We start from the raw sequence: 19,366 nt of genomic DNA, 5'->3' as shown, positions 1-19,366 counted from the left end.
ATGAATGTCGTGCGTTAAGCCCGTGATTATATATATTGGATTAGGGAAAGGGATGATTCCAAATGTTTCGTCTGAAAACGGCAAATCTGGATATTGCTTATGAAGATCGATTGATAGTAGAAGATCTGAACGTAGAAATACCGCAAGGGAAAATTACAGCGTTGGTGGGTGCAAATGGCTCCGGTAAGTCGACCATTTTGAAAACGATGGCTCGCATCATGAATCCTAAAGGCGGTAGCGTTCTGTTGGATGGTAAATCCATTCATAAGCAATCCACCCGGGAGGTAGCCAAGCAGTTGGCTATTTTGCCGCAGAATCCGACGGCACCGGAAGGATTGACCGTGACGGAACTGGTATCATACGGACGTTTTCCCTATCAAAAAGGTTTTGGTTCCATGAAAGCGGACGATCGCAAAATGGTAGAGTGGGCCATCCAAGTAACAGGAATGAGCGAATTTCACGATCGTCCGATTGATCAGCTTTCTGGGGGGCAGCGTCAGCGTGCCTGGATTGCTATGGCGCTTGCACAAGATACGGATATATTGTTTTTGGATGAGCCGACTACATTTTTGGATATGGCGCATCAACTGGAAGTGCTGCATCTGCTAGAGTATCTGAATACTTCGGCAGAACGCACCATTGTTATGGTCGTGCACGACTTGAACCACGCAGCCCGCTATGCTCAGCATATGATTGCGATCAAAAAAGGGAAAGCGAAGGCGGTAGGAGCCCCGACGGAGGTTATGACCCCAGATGTGCTGCGTGAGGTATTCGGAATTGAGGCGGATATTGTTACTGATCCTCGTACGGGGGTACCACTCTGTCTTCCGTATGCTTTGGCTGGTCAGCCTGCGGTAAGCCAAGCAGTAAAGGGAATGAATGTAGAAGAGAAACAAACGGTGGGTTCTGTTGCCGAGCGGCGTGATGCTAGACCACAAGTAGCAGCAAGAGGTTAGAGGGTGCGCCAAGTGGCAGCATCACGGTAAGGGTTTGTGAATATTGGCATGTCCGTCACGTTTTGGGTAAAATAGGTTGAGAACCTAAACCAAGCGACATGAAGGAGGATGCTATATGTCTGTCTATTCATATAATGCCGTAACACCAGCCAATCAGGAGGTTTCTCTGGAAACTTACACAGGTAAAGTGCTGGTTATTGCGAATACCGCTAGTAAGTGCGGACTTACCCCGCAATATGGGGATTTGCAAAAGCTTTATGACGAATATAAGGATCGGGGACTCGTTGTTTTAGGCTTCCCTTGCAACCAGTTTGGCGGTCAGGAGCCGGGCAGCAGCGAGGAAGCGGCTGAATTTTGTCAATTGAATTACGGGGTTAATTTCCCGGTATTCGCTAAAGTGGATGTGAACGGACCAGATACAGCCCCTCTGTTTGAATATTTGAAGAAGCAACAGCCTGGAGAACAGGAAGATGGTACAATTCAGTGGAATTTTACAAAATTCATTGTGAATCGTGAAGGTGTGCCTGTGGGACGCTTTGAGCCCAAGGAGTCACCGGAAGCGATGAAAACGGCCATTGAGCAGTTATTATAATAGCTTCGTGTAATTCCAAAGTATATGTGTAAACAAGGTCTGATTTCCGCTTGTCTTAGGGGAAACGGACCTTTTTTTATTCCCTACATACGCATTTGCCTAAAGATTGACGTATCGTGTGAAAGTCTGTTCCAGGAGCATAATCAAGAGGCAGGTAGGGAAAACTGAATGGAGCAAAAAAAGATTTCAGCAAACGGCTGAGTTCAGATATCCTTGCCTTTTAAAATGTGGACAAATTGTGAATATCATAAAAAGCTATTGTAATGTGAAAAATATCACACTATAATAAGCGCATGAAGTGAAATAAATCACAAGAAGTAATGAGTTATCTAAGTGAAAGTATTCACAATTATTATACATTTTATGCCCACACACCAAGGAGGAATTCAACATGAAAGTAGCAGTTATCGGATGTACACACGCAGGTACGGCAGCCATAGTCAACACAGCTAAATGTTATCCAGATGCCGAAATTACGGTCTATGAGCGTAATGACAATATTTCATTTTTATCTTGTGGTATTGCACTGTATGTAGGTGGTGTCGTCAAAGATCCGCACGGATTGTTTTATTCGTCCCCAGATCAACTGGCTGATATGGGTGTAGTGACCAAGATGCTTCATGAGGTAACGAGTGTAGATACAGCGGGCAAGACGCTGCATGCACGTAATCTCCAAACCGGTGAGGAATTTACGGATACATTTGATAAATTGATTGTGACTACTGGATCGTGGCCAATTATTCCGAAGCTGGAAGGCATTGAACTGGATCATATTTTGCTCTGCAAAAACTATAATCATTCGAATGAAATCATTGAGAAAGCCCAACATGTAAAGAACATTACTGTCGTGGGAGCTGGATACATTGGTGTTGAGCTGGTAGAAGCTTTTCAAATGAACGGTAAGAACGTAACGCTGATCGACAGTGCCGATCGTATATTGAATAAGTATTTAGACCATGAGTATACAGACCGGATTGAGAATTCCCTGAGAGAACATGGCATTAAGCTGGTACTTGGCGAGACAGTAAGTCGTTTTGAGGGGACTAACGGTAAAGTAAGTAAGGTCGTGACCTCCAAAGGAGAATATGAAACAGAGCTTGTTATACTCTGTATCGGTTTCCGACCTCAAACGGATCTGCTCAAAGGTCAGGTAGATATGTTGCCTAACGGTGCGATCATTGTGGACAATTATATGCAAAGTAGCTGCCCAGACGTGTTTGCTGCAGGCGACAGTTGTGCAATTCGTTATAATCCAACCGGCAAAACAGCTTATATCCCATTGGCGACCAATGCGGTTCGTATGGGTACGCTGGTGGCACGTAATCTGGTACAACCTACCATTGCCTACATGGGAACACAAGGAACCTCGGGTATCAAAATTTACGAAGACAATATTGCAGGAACAGGAATGACGGAAGCCGCAGCAATGGACGAGGGGATGACTGTAGAAGCTGTAACCATTGAGGACAGCTACCGTCCTGAGTTTATGCCAACTTCTGAAAAGGTGTTGCTGAAGGTTGTATATGAGCAGGAGACACGGAGAATTGTTGGGGCACAAATTATGTCGAAGGTTGATTTGACGCAATCCATTAACACCCTGTCTGTAGCCATTCAAAATCATATGACCATTGATCAGTTGGCCTTTGTCGATTTCTTCTTCCAGCCGCACTATAACAAGCCTTGGAATTTCCTGAACGCGGCAGGTTTGCAGGCATTGCCTACAATATCCGAACGGAATCCAGTTACTGTATAATCCGATTTGTCTGTGACATTGTTCATAAGTTTGTCAACAATCTGAAAGCGTACGATGAATCCTTATAGTACAATATAGAGAGCATAAGGATTAGGGGGAGAAGTAGATAATGGGTTTGTTTTATATCCTTTTTCTTGTAGTTGTTGCAGCCATCGGTCTGGGCGGAGTACTTTGGTTCTTGAAAGCCGTTGAAAAGGAAGAATATAATTAAATGTAAAGCGCATAGCAGCGCAGTAGCAGTAGATGTAATAAAATAGAAAGACAGTCCTTTTTCGAGGGCTGTTTTTTTTATAGCTGAGAAAGTGATTTTTTTCACAAACAAAATCACTGATTTTAAATAAAATATGAAAGAAGAATATTTTGTTTAAAAGATATTAAAGGAGCGGGGGCAGATGGCAAGCTATAAACCGGGGCAAATTGCCGAAAAGACGGTGGAAACAGGAGTGGCCAAGGCGAACAACCCGTGGACTGTGGCGGTGGTATTGGGATTTTTGGCAGGTGCATTTATTGCACTCGGGTTTTTGCTGGATATACGCGTTATTGCAAGTGCACCTAAAGAATGGGGAAGCATTGCTACCTTTATTGGAGCTGCGGTGTTCCCTGTAGGTCTGGTGTTAGTTTTGATAGCTGGTGGGGAATTGCTGACCGGCAATATGATGGCAGTCCCTTTGGCGAGATGGGCAGGACGAATTAAGACAGGAGCCATGCTTCGTAATTTGGCAATTATTACGCTCAGTAATTTTGCAGGTGCATTATTTGTTGCGTTTTTCTTTGGGCATGTTCTAGGCTTGACCGAAACGGGTCCTTACCTGGATAAAGTGGTGGATATGGCAGGACATAAGCTGCATGAAAGCTTTTTGCAGTCTTTTATATCAGGTATAGGATGTAACTGGCTCGTAGCACTGGCTGTGTGGATGGCATATAGCACAGACTCTATCGGCGGCAAAATTATGGGAATTTGGTTCCCGACCATGGCCTTTGTTGCTATTGGATTCCAGCACGTTGTTGCCAATATGTTCCTCATTCCGGCGGCTATATTTGCAGGTCATTTTTCGTGGGCAGAGTATGTTATGAATTTCATTCCGGTCTGGTTGGGGAATCTGGTAGGAGGCAGTCTGTTTGTGGCTGGAGCCTACTGGCTGGCCTATCTGAAAAAAACTCAAGCCAACACACATTCCGTGAATGAATCTCAAACTACTTCTTCAGTTACATCCAAGCCGTTGAGTGATCATGCATAATCACGTTACTTTATGAAGCAATAAACAAAGCAAATCCGCCATGACAGGCCCGGGGGAACGAAACCTGTCATGGCGGATTTTTTTGGGAGTGGTCCATGATTTGGCATGGAGGATGAGTGTGCTCTCGTCCATAATGCCTTGATCTCTTTTACCCTGGGTATGTAATGATGAAACAGAATGATAAAAAAATAATTATACTTTTTAAAATCCGTTTTGCTCTATGCAGCAGACGGATTTTTTTATATTTTGGAGAGCTACTGTGTGGTAAAATCCTTCTCTTGCCATAGGCCAAAGCTGTAGATATGATAAGAACAGTGTAATTTTTGGAAACGGTAACGGAAAGGAGCATTTAACCATGGATCATAGCAATAGCGCGCCTCTTGAGGCCACACTTCAACAAAATCTACAAAGAGGACAGCGGATGACGGAGCAGCAGAATGGTATTTTTCCGGCTGTATGCCCGTTGGATTGCCCGGATACGTGTGGGCTCCTGCTTCACAAGGAAGATGGAAAGATAGCCAAGGTGACTGGTAATCCGGATCATCCCATTACGAAAGGGGCTATATGCAACAAAGTCCGCAATATGACCGAGCGTGTATATGATCCGGATCGGGTGCTTTATCCGTTGAAGCGTGTAGGTGCCAAAGGGGAAGGGAAATTTGAACGAATTAGCTGGGAAGAAGCGGTCGATACCATTACAGGTCGGTTCAAGGAGCTGATACGTACGGATGGGCCGGAATCCATACTCCCCTACAGCTTTTATGGCAATATGGGCGTATTGAGTGTGGATGGAATGGATCGTCGCTTTTTCAATGCACTAGGTTCAAGCCAGCTGGATCAGACGATTTGTAGCGTGGCTGGGAATGAAGGCTGGGCATCCGTTATGGGGTTTAAGGGCGGCACGAGCCCGGAGGATACAGAAGATGCAGATCTCATTATTGTATGGGGTGGAAATGTCATCAGCACCAACATGCATCAGGTCGTATTGGCTGAGAAAGCACGTAAAAAAGGTGCTAAGGTGGTCGTAATTGATGTTCATCGCAACCGGACGGCGCAATGGGCGGATTGGTTCATTCCATTATATCCGGGTACGGATACGGCGCTTGCGCTGGGGGTTATGCATGTACTGTTTGATCAGGGACTGACAGACGACGAATTTTTACATCACTATACTATAGGTCACGAGGAACTGCGCGAGCATGTTAAGACCTATACACCAGAGCGAGTTTCGCGGATTACCGGCGTGCCGAAAGAGGATATTATCCGTCTGGCGGAAATGTACGGAAAGGCGCGAGCGGCCTATATCAATATTGGAAATGGGCTTCAGCATCATGATAATGGCGGTATGAACGTACGCGCAGTTACATGCTTGCCTGCACTCACTGGACAATGGTTGAAGCACGGCGGAGGAGCGTCGCGCTCCAATGGCGCTTATGCCAAGATTAACAGCGCCCATCTGGAGCGTCCTGATCTGCGACAGAACCCGGATGCCCGGGTGATCAACATGAACCGGATTGGAGAGGCGCTGCTACAAAAGGAACAGCCGATTAAGGCGTTATTCGTATATTGTAGTAATCCAGTAGTTGTAGCACCCGATTCGCAACGGGTAACGGAGGGATTTGAACGAGAGGATCTGTTTACGGTTGTTCATGACCTGTTCCTTACCGATACGGCCTGCTATGCAGATATTGTGCTGCCTGCTGCGTCTTCTTTTGAAGGAACAGATCTATACAAATCGTACTGGCACCACTATATCCAGATGCAGAAGCCTGTTATTGATCCGCTAGGGGAAAGCAAAAGCAATTATGAGCTATTTAGCCTGCTCGGACAGGCAATGGGCTTTGATGAAGCTGTCTTTACGGAAAGTGAAGAGGATATGATCGCAGGAGCGCTTGATAATCCAACGAACCCTTATCTCAATGGTGTAACCTTGGATGCCTTAATAAAGTCGCCTTTTGTAAAGCTCGATATGACGCCAAAGGCTACTTATTTGGAGCGTTTAACTACGCCTTCAGGCAAGATCGAGTTGTATTCGGAAAAGATGAAACAAGCAGGTCTGCCTGCATTGCCCTCCTATGTACCGCTGGTCGAAGGGTATGACGGAGAGCATCGGCCGCAAGCGGATGATCGTTTTCCATTGATGTTTGTTTCACCGCCAAACCATAATTTTTTGAATTCTACATTTGCTAATTTGCCCAAACATCAGCGCTTGGAACGGGAGCCCTTGCTGCAAATTCACCCGGAGGATGCTCAGGCAAGAGACATCGCAGATGGTGATCTGGTTACCGTCTGGAATGACAGGGGAATGTATGAATTGAAAGCCAAGGTCACCGATCTGATGCTGCCCGGCACGGTGATTAGCCAAGGATTATGGTGGAAAGGCAAAGGACGCAGACAGCGCGCCAATGCGTTAACCTCTGACCGGCTGTCGGATATGGGGCAGGGGGCTACTTTTTTCTCAACGGTGGTGAATGTGAAGCGCCAATGAGAAACTGCCTTTCATGGCGCCAGGTGCAAAAGGAGAAGTAAAACATATGAAATGGTTGGAGTCTTATCCGAAAGAAGTAAAAGTATTTCTCATTGCCAGCCTGATTAATTCCGCCGGAAGTTCCCTCATGTGGCCGCTCGTTAGCATGTATGTATTTGACGAACTGAACCGTAGTATGGAAGATGCGGGGATTGCAATTTTAGTGCAGTCTTTAGGCGGAATTTTTGGTCAAGTGCTGGGCGGAGCCCTTTATCATCGTATTGGAGCCAAGCAACTGATTGTCGGCTCACTGGCCATGAATGCGTTGGGACTTCTCTCGCTTCCATTTACCAGTGGTCATTGGGTAGCTTTTGTCATCATGATGGGCATTATCGGCTTTTTTAATGTAGTATCCGTGCCTGCGATTCAGGCTTTTGTAGGTTTTCGTTTTGCTGACCGACGTGGAGAGCTGTTTAATATCATTTATGTCGCGAACAATATTGGGGTGGCACTCGGAACGGGACTGAGCGGCGTTCTGGCCGACCTTTCCTATCAGCTCAGCTTTGTGATGAACGGGGTGACTTCTGCGGTATTTGCTGGATTCTTCTGGTCTTATCTAAGCAGGGTAGATCGGGAAGAGGGAGAAGTCCAGCTCAGCAAGTCTGTGATGAAAAAAGAAGAAATACCCGCTCGGTTGCTGTTTCGTGATACCAGGCTGTATCTCTTTGTGGGGTTAGGCTCGCTTTTTTTATGGTTCGGCAATTCGATCTGGAATACGGGAGTCTCTCCCCATATTATTGAACAGGGCTTGCCTAAAACGATGTATGGATTATTATGGACGTTGAATGGTATTCTCATTTTTGCCGCACAACCTATTATTTTCTGGATCAAACGGCTGTACGCTCATCACGCTTCTGCGCAAATGACATGGGCTGGAGGATTTTATTTGGCAGCTTATATTGTCATACTGGGCACACAGAACTATACTGGGATGATATTCGCTATGGTACTGGCGACTCTGGGAGAAATGCTGATTGCACCTGCGGTTCCAGCATTCCTGTCTGATCATGGAGGTCGGGGCGCCCCCTTTTACATTGGACTTGTGGGGGGCATTGGTGCAGCCGGACGGGTGATGGGACCTTATTTTATGGGAAAGTTGTATGATGGCGGTGGGTTACCTCCTACACTTTGGCTGGCAGCGGGCGTAGCGGTGTTGTCGATTCTATTTTTCGTCCTGCATAGCTGGTTGAATCGTTACCGTCACAATATGGGTGATTTTGACACTTCTTCCAAGGCGGACGTTCCCAGTCCTTAAGTCCTAATAAAAGTTCAGTAATGAGCTGCGATTATGGTACAATAAGTGACGAATGGTTGCAGTTATTGCTTCAGGAAAGCCTTCACAGGAAGGATTGAAAGGAATTGTTTACAAGTCAACCCTTGACGATACGTCATTCGGAGATGAAGGATGCTCCTGATCTGATTGCGCTGGATGAATTGGTATGGAATGAACGCACGGCTCCTGCTTCGCTGTCATGGAAGTCGCGCGGAGAGTTTCTGCGCAATACGCCTCCAGGCTCTCAACTGGTTGCCATCGAACAGGAAGTGCTCTGCGGGTATATTGGATTTCGTCCTCCAACGCTGTTGGCTAGTAATTGTCATGTGCTCGAAATAAATATAGCTGTGCGTCCAGACTATCATCGCAAAGGTATTGGGACGGCGCTCATGAACTCCATGAAGGAGATTGCAGCTGCGGAGGGCATCCGCAAGTTAAGTTTGCGTGTACTGTCCTGTAACACGGAAGCCCTTATGTTTTATGAAAAATGCGGTTTTGCAATTGAAGGGCGGCTGCATGAGGAGTTTTATATCGCAGGCCAATTTGTGGATGATGTTCTAATGGCCTATTTCTTAAAATAGACCGGATGATACAGACAGGCAGCAACATTCGGTTGTGATGTCCAGTTCATAATCAACAACGCCGCAGACCTGATCAGGCCTGCGGCGTTGTTGTGCAGTACAAGGCTATCGAAGTTGCTTCCATTCATTCTGGAGCATACCATACACTGCGTGGTTCATATAGCCATCTGGCAGCAACTCTGCTTCGCGTACAATGCCTTCGAGCACAAAGCCCAGGCGTTCTGGAATACCGCGGCTGCGGCGGTTTGTCGTTGCACAACGGATTTCGACCCGATGCAAGTCCAACTCCATCAACGCATATTCGACGAATACGCGGCAGGCACTGGTCATGAGACCCTGTCCTTCGTAACCGTGCCCAAGCCAGTATCCGATGCTAACCGAACGGTGAGCCCAATTGATCTCATGGTAGCTGATGATGCCAGCAAGCTCGTTGTCTATCCAAATTCCAGCGGTCAGGCTACCGTTCTCTGCGGCTTGTTTCAAGGCGCCTTGCACGAACTGCTCTGTATGGCTGATTTCCGTGGTGGAGTCTACCCATGGAAGCCATTGACGCAGACGGTCACGGGACATTTCGATCAGCTCAAACAGAGGCTGCACATGCTCCTTGGTGAGCGGCCGAAGGACTGTGCGTTCGTCCAACGCATATGTAAACATGATTAATCCCCTCTTTCACTCGGAAAATCGCTAAACCAGCCAGTCTAGCATTTAATCCCATGCTACCTTATTCTGCGAGAGTCGTCAAAAGGGAGAGGAAGCTTCAAATTTTATAGGTCCCACCCGGAACTGCCCCTGCTCGTATACATATTTCAGATCCAAATCCCCTACAAATTCGCTTGGCGATACGCTACCGGATACCGTGGCATGGAGTGGGAATTGTTCGGCGTTATACATTACAACAGAGCTAAAATCGAGATGCTTTGTAAACTGGGCTGGATCATCGTAAAATACAGACGCTTTGGGGTCTATCGTGTGTGTAGTACCATCAATCATAACCGCGATATGCACCTGGCGGTTGTGGTCACGCAGCTCCACGGAGCTATGTACTCGCTGGGATACAGCATTTTCCGCTGATTCAACGGCATATTCCTCCATTGTCTGTACGTTAACAATATGCAACTCCTGCAATTCCACACCCGTTCCCGAGGCACGCGTGAGAATAACAACGGCTTCACGGATCCCGTCTTCGTTTACATCTCTGTAAAATAACTGTGGTGCAGTGGAAATATCCGCCGAGCCCGACCACTGGAATGTGCGGTGCTGCTGGCCGATTTCCAGTACGGCTGAATGAAAGAGCCCCTGAGACGGGCTCACGGCATATAAGCGGACAGATGAGTCTTCTGGCGCGCTGGCCAGCGGATGAGATAATGCAGTTTCGGTCACCATGCTTGAAGAAGGATGATCGGTAGTCATAACGGAAGAGGATAGTAGCATAGACAGCAGGATGACGATCAACAGCTTAAACACGGGTGGGTCTCCTTTTCCGGTAAAATAAAAGATATATACACTATAACGAATTTATTTGCCGAAAATGTTAACTCTTTTTCATAACTTGCATCTTTTTTTGCTGAAGAGAGCATCCCGATTTTCATTTTATTGAGTTATGCGGTGTGAAAGGGTATATTTAAGGGAACAGGTTGTATACAGATTATACGGAAGAAAGGTTGATTAGTGTGGAGAAGCCGATTACTCCCCCCAATTTTATTAAAAATGTTATTGAAGAGGATTTACGTACGGGTAAGGTCAAGGAGGTTGTTACACGCTTTCCACCTGAACCCAACGGATATTTGCATATTGGACATGCTAAAGCCATCTGGATCAATTTCTCGTTGGGAGATGAATTCGGAGGACGCACGAACCTGCGTTTTGATGACACCAATCCGGCGAAGGAAGACACGGAATATGTGAACTCCATTCAGGAGGACGTGAAGTGGCTTGGTTATGAATGGGAAGAAAAACATTTTGCTTCCAATTACTTTGAAGAGATGTACAAGCGTGCTATCCTGCTGATTCAAAAGGGGAAAGCCTACGTAGATGACCAAAGTGCGGACCAAATCCGTGAAACGCGCGGAACACTGACAGAACCGGGACAAAACAGCCCCTATCGGGATCGCAGTGTGGAAGACAATCTGAAGCTGTTTGAAGAGATGCGTGCAGGCAAATACCAGAATGGTGAAAAGGTGCTGCGTGCCAAGATTGATATGGCTTCGCCAAACATCAATTTGCGTGACCCAGTTATTTACCGCATTTCACACACGGCCCATCACAATACAGGCGATACCTGGTGCATCTATCCGATGTATTCCTATGCTCATCCGCTGGAAGATGCAATTGAGGGTGTAACGCATTCGCTTTGTTCGCTGGAGTTCGAAGATCAGCGCCCACTGTACGATTGGGTTGTAGCTGAATGCGAGATGGAAAACGTACCTCATCAATACGAATTTGGACGGCTAAATCTAGCTCAAACGGTAACCAGCAAACGTAAGCTCAAGCTCCTGGTTGATGAAAAACACGTAGACGGCTGGGATGACCCGCGGATGCCGACCATTTCCGGTTTGCGTCGTCGTGGCTATACGCCAGAGGCCATTCGCAGCTTCGTATATGAGACAGGCATTTCCAAAGCCTACGGAGTCATTGATTTGCAGGTGCTGGAGCATTTTGCACGTGAGGATTTGAAGCTTAAGGCTCCTCGTACGATGGCAGTTATAGATCCGTTGAAGGTGGTCATTACGAACTATCCTGAAGGACAAGTGGAAATGCTGGAGGCGGAGAACAATACAGAAAATCCGGAGCTTGGAACACGCCAAATTCCATTTTCTCGTGAGATTTATATCGAGCGTGAGGACTTCATGGAGAATCCACCGAGCAAATACTTCCGCTTGTTCCCTGGTAATGAGGTGCGTCTCAAACATGCTTACTTCATTAAATGCAACGATGTCATTAAGGATGCGGACGGTCATGTAACAGAGATTCACTGTACCTATGATATAGAAACCAAAAGTGGATCGGGCTTTACGGGACGTAAAGTGAAAGGTACAATCCATTGGGTTGAGGCTACTCAGGCTGTTCCGGCTGAATTCCGTTTGTATGAGCCATTGATTAACGCAGAGGAACCAGAGGTGCTGGAAGAGGATGGATCGGAAAAAACATTCCTTGATCAATTAAATCCGAACTCTTTGGAAATTGCTCATGGCTATGTGGAGCGGAATATGAAAGAAGCACAATCGCAGGACAAGTTCCAATTTTTCCGTCATGGTTATTTCAGTGTAGATCCGAAGCTTTCCAAACCGGGTGAGCCTGTATTTAACCGTGTGGTATCATTGAAAAGCTCTTTCCAATTGCCTAAGCAATAAGACGTTGGAAACAGTGGGACGGATGGTTGCTTCGTGCGACCAAGTGAAAAAGGAGTCTGCCAACGGCAGACTCCTTTATTTTACGCACAACCGTTCTTCAGAACATGTCCATTGACTTGAAGACACTCTATTGTCGTTGTGGTGCTTCTTCTATTGGTTTATGCTCGCCTGGTTTGTGCTCGCCGCCATGCCCTGGCTGGTAGCCGTTCTTGTACAGCATATACCACATGATAGCGAATCCCGCAGAGCCCAGCAGGGCGAAGAAGACACCTGCATGGTACATCATTTCACCGCCGAAGTTCTGGAATAGCCAACCGCCAGCAAAACCTGCTACGATACCGGATATACCACTCCAAGTCAAGGTATATACGGCCTGTCCGGATGATCGGTATGCTGCAGGAGTGAACAGGACGGTCAACTGGGTGCCTACATAGAAATATCCACCGAAGGTGACACAATGAAGTGCCTGAATGAACACGATCTGGATCGGGTCTGTAGCCAGCGCCATGAGTTCCCAACGTAAGGCAAACAGCAAACTGACGAGTGCCAAACAGCCGACCATCACGGTCATTTTTTTCTTCAAGAAGCGATCAAACAGTAAAAAGACAATAATTTCGAATACCGATGACATAAAAACGGCAAAACCAAGCATCAGCTTGGACCCACCCAGTTCGGTGATGTACAAGGACATAAAGGCGCCGTTGATTGAATTAGGAATTGATACAAGGATGCCTAACAAAATGAAGGATATGAAATATCCGTTTAATATAATACTGCCAAAGCCACGCAAATGAATGGTTGCCGTCTCCACAGTGCTTTTCAGTGGTGGAATTGCCAAAGTGCAGATCAATGCAGCCAGAAGAAGTATCGTAAAGATAGTCGATATACTGGATACTCCTGTGTGGTCAACAACGATGCCGGCAACTGCCGCAGTCACAGCCCAACCGAAGGAACCCCATATGCGAAATGAACCAAATTTCCGGTCTGTGCCCTCAATATAACTGAGAATCAGGGTATTGCTTTGAGCAAATAACGGGCTTTGAAAAAAGTAAAAGCCAATCATCGACACATAAATCATGACATACGTGTGAACATGAAATAAAGCTTGGAGCAGTAACAGTGTACCTATAATCATAAATAGTAGGATACGTCGGAGATTTCGGCTGCGGTCGCTTGTATATCCCCAGAAAGGATTCGCGAATACAGATACAAAAGGTCCGATGGCCATCAGACTCCCGATTTCCAGCTTGTCCATGCCGATATCTTGTAGATACAACGGAAAGAAGCTGGAGAAAATGACCATAGCTCCATATAGAAAAAAGTTATATAGCTTTAGGGAATATAGGGGAGTCTCTTGAATTTCTCTCTTTTGCAAGACAAGCCATTCCTTTCTTAGCCCGATAGAGAACTACGCACCGATGTCGATCTGTGGGAATGTTCTTTATTCCAATGTATCATGTGTTGAAAGGGTTAACAAACCAATAAAATTACAATTATGTAAATTTCAATTTTGTCCAAAATTCCATATGCATATTTGTGATTGTTTTTAGAAAAAAAGGAGGAGTTTTCCGTGGAAGTGACTGGTATTATCATCGCAGGAGGACGTTCCAGCCGAATGGGACAGGATAAGGCCCTGCTTGAGATTGAGGGAGCTACTATGCTTGAACGGACATTTATTACCTTACAGCAGGCGGTCCAACGGGTGGTAGTAGTCACTCGTGACGATCAAGAATATGGACTGAGCGGTATTGAGACTATATCTGATATCTATCCGGGTATGGGACCCTTGAGTGGTATTCATGCAGGCTTATCTGCATCTACTACCGAATGGGGAATAGTCGTGGCCTGTGATATGCCTTTTGTACAGCTGGAAGTGCTGCAAGCCTTGCTCGTTTTAACTGAAAAGTGGGCGGCACCCAAAGAAGTAGCGGAATCACCACTGCAAGCGGTAATTGCTTCTGTGGCTGGACGTATGCATCCTTTGCTGGGAGTGTATCATCGGAGCATACTGCCATCTGCTGAGGAACGTTTGCGGAATAAAATGCTCCGTCTCACCGAATGGTTGGAAACGTTGAATGTTCGTTATGCCACTATAGAGGACATGCCAGGAGTGACAGAGAATATGTGGCACAATGCCGTGTTCAACATGAACAAACCTCAGGATTACAAGCTTGTGTTAGAGCAGTTCCGGAAGGATTAGAAGCATTTAGAGAATATTAGGCAATGAATTTGGGGGAGTACATAACATGCTGGAAGCTATTATTCATGCCGTTTTATTGGCATTGGGATTGATTTTGCCTTTAGGGGTACAAAATGTATTTGTGTTTAATCAGGGGGCGTCCCAGTCGCGGTTTCGCAATGCCTTGCCTGCGGTCATTACAGCGGGTGTCTGTGACACCATTCTGATCACGCTTGCAGTTGGGGGAGTATCCCTCATTTTGCAGCAATTTCTATGGCTCACGAATGTGCTTTATGCGGCGGGCTGTTTTTTTTTGCTGTATATGGCTTGGACTCTTTGGAGGTCCAAGGCTGCTTCCTCGGGAGAAAGTCAGCCGATGCTGCCGAAACGCCAGATGATCTTTGCCGCTTCGGTATCGCTACTGAATCCACATGCCATACTTGACACGGTTGGTGTAATTGGAACCAGCTCCCTTCAATATAACGGCGGGGAACGTTGGGCCTTCGGTCTGGCTGCCGTGTCAGTATCGTGGATATGGTTTGTGGGTCTGGCAACGGCGGGGCGGCTTGTAGGACGTATGGATTCAGAAGGAAAGTTTGGTACTATGCTCAACAAAATATCGGCACTGATTATTTTGGGTCTGGCCATTTATATGGCGATAACTTTTATGACTAGTATGTGACCCAAGCCTTGTTAGAAGAAAAATTTCAATAAAGCGAATACCCCGCTCAAAGCAAAGGGGACACCGATCAAAAACAACATAAAGGCCAGACAGCCTGCACCATTTACACCGCCAGCAATTCGGGCGTCCCGAGGGTTGGCCGGATTGTATAATACCTTAATCTTGCTGCCAACCCGGTTGAGGCTGAGATTGGTACTATAAGGATTCCAGAATTCCACGACTTCACCTGAAGCGGTATAGAAGCGTACCTTTAATCGGCGGGTGTAGCTGGTATCTACCGGATCATCACGGTCAAAAGGAACGACATCTATGTCTACTTCGATATGCGCGTCAACGATTTGCCCTTTGGTACGGACCCAGTGGCGTTTACGATAACGGTGGCGACGGATCGTTCTGAATCCGAAATAGATGAGCAGCAGACCGATCAAGCTGAACAACGGCATGAGCAGATCGGAGCTAAAATGAAACCAGTACACATTGAAGTCAATTGAAATGATAATCTACTCCTTTAAACAAGCGATAAACAATATATCGGAAATACTTAGGAATAGTTTAATTTTTCCATAGAGAATAGGGTGGAGATGAATGGAGTATAAAAAAAGATCCGCTTCCCCGGGAAGTGGATCTTTTTAATAGCTGTGGGGACTACTTCTTGCTCGATTGGGACATGTCAAAATCAACATCCTCGATAAATTCGATAACCTCACCATTAGGGCTGTGGACTAATGCATTGGTGACTACTAGAGGAGGTTCGCCAAGTGTAAGCTGATTGGGTTCCACAAAGGTTCTTGCTCCGTGGACAAGGGCTTTTTGGTATATTTCATCCACATTGTCTACGTAAAATGCGAGGTGTAATAAAGCCCCATGAGCAATGTCCTGCTCGGATGCAGCCTTTTTCCCTTGGGCAGGAATGACGGCATCGTTATCAAAGATTTCGAGACAGGTTCTTTGGTCAGGTGAGATCAGCATGGAAGCTTCTTGAATCCGAAAGGATGGAAGACTCCAGTGATGTCCTCTTTTAAATCCCAGTACTTCGGTATAAAATGCAATGGTTGCTTGATAATCACGGGCTTGGATGGCCACATGAGCTAGTCCCTTCACACTCATTTCAGATCCTCCTTATATGTAAGTAAACCTTATTATATGAATAATTATGTGCTACATATATATTTAAAATAAGCTTTTTATACTATATTGGTTATGAAACCGAAGATATTTTTGACGAAAAACGTTACTTTTTAAATCCAAATCAGGAGGTACTTGATATGCAGCATCACATAGACGAGATAGACTACAAAATCATGAAATTGTTACAGCATGATGCGCGAATAACGATTTCCCAAATCAGCAAAGAAATTTCGATGTCACAACCGTCCGTTAAAGAAAGAATGACCAAGCTTGAAGAACGAGGGATTATTTCTGGATATAATGCTGTATTTAATTTACGGGAACTGGATCGGGGGACAACTACGTTTATTCTGATAAAGACAGAACATTGCCAAGAGCTGATTGATTTTTGTAAGGAGGCGAAGGAGGTTACCGATTTGTTTCGCATCAGCGGGGAATTTAATTATCTCATTAAGGTACAAAGCGCGTCTGTAGAGGAAATTGCAGAGTTTCAGGATTCACTAGTCAAGCTGGGGCCTTCCAAATCGCATATTTGTATGAAAAATATACTGGAAAACAGGGTTTTGTTGTAAGTCATCCGGCAACGCATATTTGGAACATAAATCATTCAGAAAGCTGTTATTCGTAACATTAAATTAAGCGAATAATTGGATGAAATAAAAAAATTGACGCTGAATTACACCAGCGTCACCGTAATTCCTTGCTTCAGACGTTCCACGTCCTGAAGCTCGATCTTGCCGGCCATGGCGTGCAGAGCAGCCGCCGTGCCGCAGGCCGCTCCCTGCCGTAGCATGGCAGGGAGCTCCAGCCCCGCCACCGCGCCGCTAACCAGCCCGGCGACCATGGCGTCACCGCTGCCGAGCGCGCTGACAATGTCCGCGTCCGGCAGGCTTACGCGGTAGCGTGCATCGCGCGTTACCGCTAGTGCCCCGCGTGCGCCGAGCGAGATGACGGCCAGCTGCGCTCCGGCTTCCAGCAGCTGTAATGCCGCCGCTTCAGCGGCATCTGGGCGCGTGGCGTCGATCCCCGCGAAGCGGGCGGCCTCGTCCTCGTTAGGCTTCACGAGGTCGGGCTTCCCGCGCAGCCCCAAGCGCAGCGCCTCGCCGCTCGCGTCCAGCGCCACGCGCGCGCCGCGTTCCTTTGCCAGCGTGCACAGCTCGGCGTACAGATCGGACGGGCAGCCGGGTGGCAGGCTGCCGGAGAGAACAACCCAAGCCGAATCCTCGGCAAGGGTCGCGATTTTGCGCCGCAGCGCGGCTAGTTCAAGCGGCCCAACGGTCGGGCCGCTCTCAATCAGCTCGGTCTGCGTGCGGGCAGCCGGGTCGAGCACGGTTATGGCGAGACGGGTTTCCCCGTATGCCGTTTCGATGAAATCGGCGCTTACGCCCTCCGCGCTCAACCCGTCGATGAGCAGCCGTCCGGTATGTCCAGCTACAAACCCGGTCGCCCGTACAGGCTGACCTAGCGTGCGAATGACACGAGCGGCATTCACGCCCTTGCCGCCTGGTACCGTTAAGCCCCCTTCAATGCGGTGGACGGCATTCAGTCCAAAGCCTGCAACCGTGTAGATTTTATCCACTGCTGCGTTAAGCGTTACGGTGGTAATCACAAGGCATCACTCCTTTAAGAAATCAGCTTTAAGCCCAATGCTGCGGCAAGAATCATGGCGATGAATAAAACACGCAGTACGCTTTTTTGCTCACCATACAAGAACATGCCTGTAATCGTACTGCCGACGGTTCCAATGCCTGTCCATACGGCATAAGAAGTTCCCATCGGCAAACTTTTCATGGCGAAGCTGAGCAGAGAGAAGCTAAGAATAAAGGATAAAATCATAAGTGCTAAAGCCTTCCACCCTTTACCGACCGTAACTCCCTTCATGCCGATGACTCCAAGCACTTCCGAGCAGCCCGCGATAACCAATGCAATCCAAGCCATTATGCACCACTCCCTTCCTGAGCATCACGATCGGTAACTAACTTCAAGCCGATCACACCTGCTAGCAAAAGGGCGATTAGCAGCGTTTTGGACCATTGAAACGGTTCCCCGAAAAGCAGCATTTCGCCTACGACGGTTCCCCCTGTCCCCAGTCCGGTAAATACAGCATACACCGTGCCTACAGGCAGACGCTTTGCAGCCTTCATGATTAAATAAAAGCTGGCCACCACAGCCAGCACAGTTACAGCCCAGGTGAGTACAGAATCTGCATGCTTCAAGCCTGATACCCATACGACCTCAATCAGGCCTCCAACAAAAACGTAAATCCAACTGCGATTCATGATGAATTTCTCCTCAATTCAGTATAATTTTCAATTACGACTGCTTCACCCTTCATGAGATGAAGTTAACGTAATCCCACGCCAAAAAATAGGCCATGCAGCGTTTAGCCTTCGGTGGTAGTTGGTGCTTCCGCTGTACAGCAGCTCTACCATGATTCCATCCACCAGCGTCATGTAGGCTAAGGCCACATCCGCTGGCTTCATATGTCCAAAGGGTTCCCGATCCCGTACATTTCGGAGGCGACGAGTTAATTTTCGCTCCATTTGTTCCAGAAAAGGATTCACAATATTCAGTACCTCGTTATATAAAGATACAGGCGGAAAAAAGGAAAAACGAAGCATAAACTTGGCTGAGTTGTTGCCCTCATATTCCTGTTCCATCCAGAACAAGAAATTATGCAGTGTATGCTCCAGCGACTGTTCTTTGCGTTCCGTAAAGTATTCAAAAATACGTAAATTCTGCTCTTGAAACGCGTAACTTGCCACCTGCAAAAACAAATCCTCCTTACCCTGAAAATGCGCATATATAGACGGTTTTCGGATTCCAACCTCGGCGGCAATACTGCTCAAGGATGCTCCCTCATACCCATTGGCGGCAAATTGGAAAAGAGCGGCCTTTCGAATCTCTTCCATTCCCATCATCATCACCTACCTAACGTTCGTTAGTTTATTTTCACATGAAAAAAAGTAAGTGTCAACCCATCGACATTTCATTATGTACTCTGGATTTTTTTATTCAACATTTAAATAAAAAAGTGGGAAGAAATAAGGGGCTCATGTACAATATAATGAGGAATACCTGTTCAAATGCAGTCCATTGGAAGTGAG

20 protein-coding genes are annotated in these 19,366 nt (G+C 46.7%); 11 read left to right on the top strand and 9 right to left on the bottom strand.

What is annotated here, in order from left to right:
• The first annotated feature begins 62 nt into the window (after window positions 1-62).
• The 7 genes from ACH59B_RS23405 (at window position 63) to ACH59B_RS23375 (ending at window position 8,920) form a co-directional block, all read left to right on the top strand.
• Entirely contained in the window at window positions 63-956 is an 894-nt protein-coding gene (locus tag ACH59B_RS23405) for an ABC transporter ATP-binding protein (protein ID WP_016822843.1), read from the top strand.
• 115 nt (window positions 957-1,071) lie between these two features.
• Window positions 1,072-1,548, top strand: coding sequence for a glutathione peroxidase (locus tag ACH59B_RS23400; protein WP_016822844.1), 477 nt, complete (start codon window positions 1,072-1,074; stop codon window positions 1,546-1,548).
• 391 nt (window positions 1,549-1,939) lie between these two features.
• Complete coding sequence (locus ACH59B_RS23395; protein ID WP_404302797.1) at window positions 1,940-3,301, top strand: FAD-dependent oxidoreductase; 1,362 nt, start codon at window positions 1,940-1,942, stop codon at window positions 3,299-3,301.
• A gap of 392 nt (window positions 3,302-3,693) precedes the next feature.
• Window positions 3,694-4,539: a formate/nitrite transporter family protein gene (locus tag ACH59B_RS23390; RefSeq protein WP_019688842.1), complete on the top strand. Its 846-nt coding sequence runs from the start codon at window positions 3,694-3,696 to the stop codon at window positions 4,537-4,539.
• 355 nt (window positions 4,540-4,894) lie between these two features.
• Complete coding sequence (locus tag ACH59B_RS23385; protein ID WP_103042611.1) at window positions 4,895-7,027, top strand: molybdopterin-dependent oxidoreductase; 2,133 nt, start codon at window positions 4,895-4,897, stop codon at window positions 7,025-7,027.
• Window positions 7,028-7,073: 46 nt separating this feature from the next.
• On the top strand, window positions 7,074-8,321 hold the full coding sequence (locus tag ACH59B_RS23380) for an MFS transporter (protein ID WP_404302794.1): 1,248 nt from the start codon (window positions 7,074-7,076) through the stop codon (window positions 8,319-8,321).
• A 104-nt stretch (window positions 8,322-8,425) separates the two neighbouring features.
• Window positions 8,426-8,920 (top strand): GNAT family N-acetyltransferase, encoded by a 495-nt coding sequence (locus ACH59B_RS23375; RefSeq protein ID WP_016822850.1) that lies wholly within the window; start codon window positions 8,426-8,428, stop codon window positions 8,918-8,920.
• Window positions 8,921-9,025: 105 nt separating this feature from the next.
• Here the strand turns inward: ACH59B_RS23375 and ACH59B_RS23370 are convergent, their stop codons facing one another.
• Together ACH59B_RS23370 and ACH59B_RS23365 are read right to left on the bottom strand one after the other, a co-directional pair.
• Window positions 9,026-9,574, bottom strand: a complete 549-nt coding sequence (locus ACH59B_RS23370) for a GNAT family N-acetyltransferase (RefSeq protein WP_013373475.1) — start codon at window positions 9,572-9,574, stop codon at window positions 9,026-9,028.
• A gap of 84 nt (window positions 9,575-9,658) precedes the next feature.
• Entirely contained in the window at window positions 9,659-10,384 is a 726-nt protein-coding gene (locus ACH59B_RS23365; RefSeq protein WP_404302791.1) for a copper amine oxidase, read from the bottom strand.
• A gap of 206 nt (window positions 10,385-10,590) precedes the next feature.
• On the opposite strand from ACH59B_RS23365, the gene ACH59B_RS23360 reads away from it, so the two are divergent.
• Window positions 10,591-12,270 carry a glutamine--tRNA ligase/YqeY domain fusion protein gene (locus ACH59B_RS23360; protein ID WP_025366028.1) on the top strand — a complete coding sequence of 560 codons (1,680 nt, stop codon included), beginning with the start codon at window positions 10,591-10,593 and terminating at the stop codon, window positions 12,268-12,270.
• A 127-nt stretch (window positions 12,271-12,397) separates the two neighbouring features.
• On the opposite strand, the gene ACH59B_RS23355 is transcribed toward ACH59B_RS23360, so the two are convergent.
• Complete coding sequence (locus tag ACH59B_RS23355) at window positions 12,398-13,645, bottom strand: MFS transporter (RefSeq protein WP_240753365.1); 1,248 nt, start codon at window positions 13,643-13,645, stop codon at window positions 12,398-12,400.
• 195 nt (window positions 13,646-13,840) lie between these two features.
• Here ACH59B_RS23355 and ACH59B_RS23350 point away from each other — a divergent pair, with 195 nt between their 5' ends.
• Both ACH59B_RS23350 and ACH59B_RS23345 read left to right on the top strand, forming a co-directional pair.
• Complete coding sequence (locus ACH59B_RS23350; protein WP_151255480.1) at window positions 13,841-14,470, top strand: molybdenum cofactor guanylyltransferase; 630 nt, start codon at window positions 13,841-13,843, stop codon at window positions 14,468-14,470.
• A 46-nt stretch (window positions 14,471-14,516) separates the two neighbouring features.
• A complete protein-coding gene (locus ACH59B_RS23345) occupies window positions 14,517-15,131 on the top strand; it encodes a LysE/ArgO family amino acid transporter (protein ID WP_017427153.1) in 615 nt (204 codons plus the stop codon).
• An 11-nt stretch (window positions 15,132-15,142) separates the two neighbouring features.
• Here ACH59B_RS23345 and ACH59B_RS23340 read toward each other — a convergent pair whose 3' ends face one another.
• On the bottom strand, window positions 15,143-15,607 hold the full coding sequence (locus tag ACH59B_RS23340) for a DUF3592 domain-containing protein (RefSeq protein WP_016822856.1): 465 nt from the start codon (window positions 15,605-15,607) through the stop codon (window positions 15,143-15,145).
• Between the two features lie 169 nt (window positions 15,608-15,776).
• The gene (locus ACH59B_RS23335) at window positions 15,777-16,238 is read right to left on the bottom strand and encodes a VOC family protein (protein WP_016822857.1); all 462 of its coding nucleotides are present in this window, start codon (window positions 16,236-16,238) and stop codon (window positions 15,777-15,779) included.
• Between the two features lie 158 nt (window positions 16,239-16,396).
• On the opposite strand from ACH59B_RS23335, the gene ACH59B_RS23330 reads away from it, so the two are divergent.
• Window positions 16,397-16,831 (top strand): Lrp/AsnC family transcriptional regulator, encoded by a 435-nt coding sequence (locus ACH59B_RS23330; protein ID WP_019688833.1) that lies wholly within the window; start codon window positions 16,397-16,399, stop codon window positions 16,829-16,831.
• A gap of 104 nt (window positions 16,832-16,935) precedes the next feature.
• Here ACH59B_RS23330 and ACH59B_RS23325 read toward each other — a convergent pair whose 3' ends face one another.
• From ACH59B_RS23325 to ACH59B_RS23310, 4 genes are read right to left on the bottom strand one after another with little or no spacing between them, the layout of a single operon-like run.
• Window positions 16,936-17,868, bottom strand: a complete 933-nt coding sequence (locus ACH59B_RS23325; protein ID WP_151255482.1) for a 1-phosphofructokinase family hexose kinase — start codon at window positions 17,866-17,868, stop codon at window positions 16,936-16,938.
• Window positions 17,869-17,882: 14 nt separating this feature from the next.
• Window positions 17,883-18,197, bottom strand: coding sequence for a multidrug efflux SMR transporter (locus tag ACH59B_RS23320; RefSeq protein ID WP_016822860.1), 315 nt, complete (start codon window positions 18,195-18,197; stop codon window positions 17,883-17,885).
• The gene (locus ACH59B_RS23315) at window positions 18,197-18,538 is read right to left on the bottom strand and encodes a multidrug efflux SMR transporter (protein ID WP_016822861.1); all 342 of its coding nucleotides are present in this window, start codon (window positions 18,536-18,538) and stop codon (window positions 18,197-18,199) included. The genes ACH59B_RS23320 and ACH59B_RS23315 overlap by 1 nt, the downstream gene beginning before the upstream one ends.
• 45 nt (window positions 18,539-18,583) lie before the next feature.
• Window positions 18,584-19,177, bottom strand: a complete 594-nt coding sequence (locus ACH59B_RS23310) for a TetR/AcrR family transcriptional regulator (protein WP_017427148.1) — start codon at window positions 19,175-19,177, stop codon at window positions 18,584-18,586.
• Window positions 19,178-19,366 lie beyond the last annotated feature (189 nt).

This window comes from Paenibacillus sp. DP01 (assembly GCF_044784315.1).
Lineage (GTDB): Bacteria > Bacillota > Bacilli > Paenibacillales > Paenibacillaceae > Paenibacillus > Paenibacillus polymyxa.
Note: the sequence above shows the minus strand (reverse complement) of the source record. Positions and strands in the feature narration are given on the sequence as shown.